This window comes from Syntrophorhabdaceae bacterium (assembly GCA_028698615.1).
Taxonomy (GTDB): Bacteria; Desulfobacterota; Syntrophorhabdia; order Syntrophorhabdales; family Syntrophorhabdaceae; genus Delta-02.
Genome location: JAQVWF010000088.1, coordinates 1 through 5113 on the forward strand (window position 1 = coordinate 1; position 5113 = coordinate 5113).

Sequence of the window (5113 nt, forward strand, 5' to 3'; positions counted from 1 at the left end):
TGTTATACGAATAATATGAACAAGCAGATTGCTTATTTAATACTCTTTTTCATGGCGGTGGGAAACGTTTTCGGCGGTTATATTATCTGGAAATCAACGGGGTCAATCTACATAGCTATCGCCTTAGGTGTAACGGTTGGGTGGATTTATGCCTGCATCAAGGCGATAGGCTTTGTCTTAGCATTCATTTTCTCTGGGTAAAGTTTGGTGACAGGCTGGCCCGCAATGCCCACCAGATCTTCATCGAAGGAAAGAGCTACAGGAAGAAAAGAGGCGAAACAAGAAAAATAACCGAAAAGAATTGAACATGAGGAAACGGTCATGGTAAAAAACTGAGCATATTGCGCCGCCCCCGGGTGAACTAACATGAAGAGGGGGTGGGTGAATTAACCTGAAAAGTCACAGAATGAAATAAACAATATTCATCTAATTTATGAGCACAACTCATTATAGAAAAAAAGACGCGACCAGGGAGCAGATAGTCAAAGCTGCCATCCGAGTGTTCGGAAGGAAGAGCTACCTCCAGGCCAGCATTTCGGAAATCGCCCAGAGAGCCGAAGTGGCGGAAGGGACCATCTATCAACATTTCAAGAACAAGGAAGACCTTCTGTTCTTCGTACCCATGGAGAGAACAAACGCCTTCTGCGAGGGTCTGGAGCTCCACCTGCAGGGGATCCAGGACGCCCGCAACAAGCTGGCAAAGTTTGCGTGGTACTACCTCTATTTCTTTAAGACAAACCCCGACTACGCGCGTATAGCAATGCTTGAATTGAGGGTTAACAAGAATTTCCAGAAAACGAACGGGTACCGCCTCTTCAGAGGGTGGCTGAAGACACTTCGCGACATTATCGAGCAGGGGCAGCGGGAAGGGTCCGTGAGGAATGACATGGATCCGGTCATCATTCAGGAACTGCTCCTCGGTACCCTTGAGCATTACGTGACGCGCTGGCTTCTCAAGGACGAGAGCTGGGACCTTCTGGAGTTCCGCGAGCAGACGATCGAGCTTGTCATGAACGGGATCAAACCGGCAAAGATCGACGAAGCCGAAACGATGGCCGTCGCGAAGGAGGTGTCCTCGGGGTGAAATCTCTATTCGTGACAATTCTCCCCCCTGATACCTTCCCCCCATGGCTCGCCCCTTTAAGGATTCAGCACAAGAACACCGTCTATCATGTCACCTGCCGGAGGAATGACAGACAGAATATCTTCGTGGATGATTATCTCTTCCCTCGCGTCGACGAGGGGATGCGAGGGCGGCCAGATCCCGGGACAGCTCCATGACCCGGCCGTTATTCTCTTGTCTCTGGTGCCCAAACTGTTCAAGGCGTCTTTTCGGCATCCTTCCATGACTTATTGCAGGTACCGGTCGACAAATTCCCGTGGTTTGAGCACCTCGATCCCGCGAAAACCGGACACCTTTAACAGGTGTTTGTCCCCGCTTATGATCGTCTTGCATCTTGCAGTCAGTGCGCAGGCGAAGAACTTGTCATCATCGGGATCATCGCAAAGGGGTTGGTGGAGTTTTCCGGCTTTGACGATCACAGCCTTTGCCGTGACGAATTCCAGAATGGGTTCGAACCTGATGAGAGGAAATTGTTCCCCCAGCATCCTGCCGATCCTCCCGTATTCGTCAAGTATCTCCTTCGAAACGGTCAGAACGAGCCTGCCGTTGTTCCATGCTTGAAGGATCCTGTACGGATGGCCGCCGAAGTAGACTTCGGAGATGAAGACGTTCGTGTCGAGGATGACCTTCAAGACCGTTTGCGTGCCGTGAGAATGGTCTTTTTGATGTCAGAGGGACGCAAACCGGACTCCTCTGCCTCCCTCCGGGCCTGCGTTATCAATGTCTCGAAGGTGTCGAGGTCGGGTTCGGTTATTGTCTTGAGTATGAGCACATCGTCCTTGCCGATGACTACGAATTGCGATCCCGCCTTGAGGTTGAGCTGTTTCCGTATACTCTCCGGAATGACCACCTGTCCCTTGGACGACATCTTTGTTGTTGCCACTTCCGCCATACCGCCTCCTCTCCGCGATATCTTACTGGTAAGATTATATCCCAGAAAAAGAGGACGGGCAAGAGAAATACAGAGGGAGAAGTAATGGTAGGGGGACCATAGGGATGTCCCTCCTCCCCTCTGATGGCGTTTTTCAGGAGGTGCGAGGGGGACTGGCCATGTCACGTCCCGCCGTGAGCCTTACCTGGCCGCTCCGGTTCCCGGCCTGCATCCTTGCAAGTATCCAGGTAGTCGTCGACAGCGTCTCACAGGCCTCCCTCATTTTGTCAGCAGTACAGGACATTTGGAACCCCTGAGGACATTACGGGCCACGCTGCCGATAAGGTATTTTGCAACGCCGGTTTTGCCGAGAGATGCGATTATTATCAGGTCGATCCCTTGTTCCTTTCCCTCCTTCAGGATCTCATCGTAGGGAACTCCCCAGCGGACGTTCGTGACCACCTCTGTGTCCTTAGCCTGCGGAAAGTGGCCGAGCTGCTTCTGCAAGCTCTCTTGAGCCCAGACCTCCGCACCATTCCTGATTGAGTGCCGCACTGCCTCTTCGAGGAAAGTGAATTCCAGAATGTCGCGGTAAACGTCCCCCTGGACAACATGGAGAAGAAAAAGCTTTGCCTCATACTGTTGCGCTATATCTAATCCCTGCGCCAATGCCCTGTCCGAATATTCCGAAAAATCAGTTGGTACCAAAATCCTGGTTGGCTTGAGCATTGTCTCTCCCCTCCTTTCCATATACTCCCTGTCTACTCCAATTATAGCAGTCATCGATGAAGTTGACAGGACATTCGACGGCCGCGTCTGACCCGGGTGCCTAGGGCCAAAGGTCGCGGATTACCCGACCTGTACCCGACAAACCGGCCCGGTTACTTATGGACGCACGAATTCGATTCCCGTCCCGGACATTGATTTGTGGCCATTCACAGGGCATGCGAATGCAATCGAAGGTGGAACCGCAAATACGGTAATCAGTACGGACCACTCTAAAGAGGCAATGAAGGGGGATAAGGGATGTGGGGTCACCTGTTAACAGGTAGATCTTGCGGATCAAAACCGGGACGATGGGCCAAGCCCCTACGGTCTGGTGTTCTTTTCTCTAATCCCCAAAAAGACCCTCGAAGTCCCTTGGGGAAAGGATCTTGGTGGCGCCATATTGCCTGATCACGAGGAGGTCCTCGTCGCCGGTCACGAGATAGTCGGCCTGGCTTACCGAGGCGCATGCAAGGATCTTGTCGTCGTCCGGGTCCCTGCTTACCGGATCGATCGGCTCGACTTGCCGGCATGTTTCATGTGTGGCCTCTGCGAGAAGGGTGCGGACGTCGGTTAATTCCGACTGCGAGAGGGAGAACTTGCGGAGAAGGACGCCTTCGAATTCAGCGATGATGTCGGGGCTGAGGACAAGCTTGCATTCCCTCTTTCGGGCCCGGAGCAGCAGCTTATAACAGACACCCTCGGAAAGGAACGCGGCCACAAGTACGTTGGTGTCGAAAACGACTTTCACGACACCACTTTGAACACATCTTCCTCGGTAACGACCCCGGCGGCCTTGGCCTTTTTAGCGAGCCGGCGTTTTACCTGTTTGAATTTGGTCTCCCAAAGGAAAATGCTCAGTGACTCTTTCACGATGTCACTCTTGTTCCGCCCCGTGACCTTTGCCAGGTGATCAAGCTCCGCAGCCATCTTGTCAGACAGGCTTACGGATAATACCGTTCTCATCAAGCTCACCTCTTACACTACAATACACTACAGAGTTGCCCCTGTCAAGAGGGAGGAGGGGGACATTCGTTGAAAAGTAAATAACTCATTCCCTCACACACCTTTCGCGTTATACTTTAGTGTCTCGCGCAGGGCAGGGACACCAAAGGGAGGAAGGGATTGAAGCTTGCCTGATAGAGTTATTTACTACTAAACGAAGTCCCTCATCTGGTCCAGTGTCTTGTGTTTCCTGTATGTCGCTTGCGCGAGTGAAGACACCTGCGTAAAGCCGGAATGCGTTTGATGCTCAAAGGAGAGACGGTCTTCGGGCCTGCTCGAAACAATCCCTGCTGTGTGCCGGACCGGAGATCACGGGGATGGATGGGGACGGGGGACAATCCGCCGGATGCCCCAACCCATCACCGCCTCATCAGCGCGAACACACCCGAGCCCAGATATTCGCGTGTGTAAGCGGCGTAGCGCTCGGGTTCCGAGGTCAGTTCGGCTCGAACATCCTTCGCGAACTCGTCGTCGGGATTAGCTTCAAGCCATCGGCGCATGGTGAGCCATTTGGCCGCCTCGTATCTATCCCAGCCGTCCTGGTCTGCCAGAACCATCTCAACGACGTCGAAGCCGAGGTGGCCGAAAGACGCGAGAAGCTCTGGAAGCATGAGAAAGTCGGAGATTGAGCCGGCAAGGCACCCCCTGGCAACATCTTCCGTCGGCGGTAACTGCCGCCAGTAGGGCTCGCCGATGAGGATGATCCCTCCGGGGCAGAGGCTCTTCGCCAGAAGCTCGATAGTGCCGGCGACACCCCCGGCGATCCACGTGGCGCCGACACAGGCTGCCACTCCGACCTTCTCGTCAGAGACGTAGCCCGCAGCATCGCCATGGATGAACTTGACTTGATCGGCCACGCCGAGTTCTTCAGCGCGGAGTTTCGCTTGCTCGGTGAACAACTGGCTCATGTCGATGCCGGTGCCGACGACTCCGTAATCGCGTGCCCAGGTGCACAGCATCTCCCCCGAACCGCTGCCGAGGTCGAGCACTCGGGTCCCCGTTTCCAGACGCAGCGCCGCGCCGAGAGTGGCGAGCTTTTCGGGTGTGATCGGGTTATGGATGCGGTGAGCACTTTCGGTGATGTTGAAGATCCGTGGAATATCCATTTCGGGAAATCTCCTTATGAGTGTGAATAGATTCGGTCACGGCCTGACAATTAATCTGCTGCAAGCAATAATATGTTAGATATTAGTATTCCTCGTATTGATATGTCAAAGGGGAATTGGGGTCACCTACGACCCCCCCCAATAGTAATGTATTGACAATGCGCACTCCAGCGGCCAAATTCGGTAGTAATACGCAATCAAATTTTGTAAGTTTCTCGGTAAAGCCGGCGGTTTACCGCCAGG

At 53.4% G+C, this 5113-nt stretch carries 9 protein-coding genes; 2 read left to right on the plus strand and 7 right to left on the minus strand.

The features are described from left to right. Together PHC90_14315 and PHC90_14320 are read left to right on the plus strand one after the other, a co-directional pair. Positions 1–201: hypothetical protein (locus PHC90_14315; protein ID MDD3847518.1), on the plus strand; the 201-nt coding region annotated here is incomplete at its 5' end. A 232-nt stretch (positions 202–433) separates the two neighbouring features. Further along, complete coding sequence (locus PHC90_14320) at positions 434–1084, plus strand: TetR/AcrR family transcriptional regulator (GenBank protein ID MDD3847519.1); 651 nt, start codon at positions 434–436, stop codon at positions 1082–1084. Between the two features lie 56 nt (positions 1085–1140). On the opposite strand, the gene PHC90_14325 is transcribed toward PHC90_14320, so the two are convergent. The 7 genes from PHC90_14325 to PHC90_14355 form a co-directional block, all read right to left on the minus strand. After that, positions 1141–1323 (minus strand): hypothetical protein, encoded by a 183-nt coding sequence (locus PHC90_14325; protein MDD3847520.1) that lies wholly within the window; start codon positions 1321–1323, stop codon positions 1141–1143. Positions 1324–1350: 27 nt separating this feature from the next. Further along, positions 1351–1755 (minus strand): putative toxin-antitoxin system toxin component, PIN family, encoded by a 405-nt coding sequence (locus tag PHC90_14330; GenBank protein MDD3847521.1) that lies wholly within the window; start codon positions 1753–1755, stop codon positions 1351–1353. After that, positions 1752–2015 (minus strand): AbrB/MazE/SpoVT family DNA-binding domain-containing protein, encoded by a 264-nt coding sequence (locus PHC90_14335; GenBank protein MDD3847522.1) that lies wholly within the window; start codon positions 2013–2015, stop codon positions 1752–1754. The genes PHC90_14330 and PHC90_14335 overlap by 4 nt, the downstream gene beginning before the upstream one ends. 258 nt (positions 2016–2273) lie before the next feature. Next, positions 2274–2777, minus strand: a complete 504-nt coding sequence (locus PHC90_14340; protein ID MDD3847523.1) for a universal stress protein — start codon at positions 2775–2777, stop codon at positions 2274–2276. A gap of 328 nt (positions 2778–3105) precedes the next feature. Continuing rightward, a complete protein-coding gene (locus tag PHC90_14345) occupies positions 3106–3510 on the minus strand; it encodes a putative toxin-antitoxin system toxin component, PIN family (protein MDD3847524.1) in 405 nt (134 codons plus the stop codon). Further along, positions 3507–3725, minus strand: a complete 219-nt coding sequence (locus PHC90_14350) for a ribbon-helix-helix protein, CopG family (protein ID MDD3847525.1) — start codon at positions 3723–3725, stop codon at positions 3507–3509. The genes PHC90_14345 and PHC90_14350 overlap by 4 nt, the downstream gene beginning before the upstream one ends. Positions 3726–4123: 398 nt before the next feature. Beyond that, a complete protein-coding gene (locus PHC90_14355; protein ID MDD3847526.1) occupies positions 4124–4870 on the minus strand; it encodes a class I SAM-dependent methyltransferase in 747 nt (248 codons plus the stop codon). Positions 4871–5113: the final 243 nt, after the last annotated feature.

Excerpts from the sequence above, each read along its gene's own strand:
- PHC90_14355 (MDD3847526.1), bottom strand. The coding sequence starts at position 4,870 with ATGGATATTCCACGGATCTTCAACATCACCGAAAGTGCTCACCGCATC.
- PHC90_14335 (MDD3847522.1), bottom strand. The coding sequence starts at position 2,015 with ATGGCGGAAGTGGCAACAACAAAGATGTCGTCCAAGGGACAGGTGGTC.
- PHC90_14350 (MDD3847525.1), bottom strand. The coding sequence starts at position 3,725 with ATGAGAACGGTATTATCCGTAAGCCTGTCTGACAAGATGGCTGCGGAG.
- PHC90_14320 (MDD3847519.1), top strand. The coding sequence starts at position 434 with ATGAGCACAACTCATTATAGAAAAAAAGACGCGACCAGGGAGCAGATA.
- PHC90_14340 (MDD3847523.1), bottom strand. The coding sequence starts at position 2,777 with ATGACTGCTATAATTGGAGTAGACAGGGAGTATATGGAAAGGAGGGGA.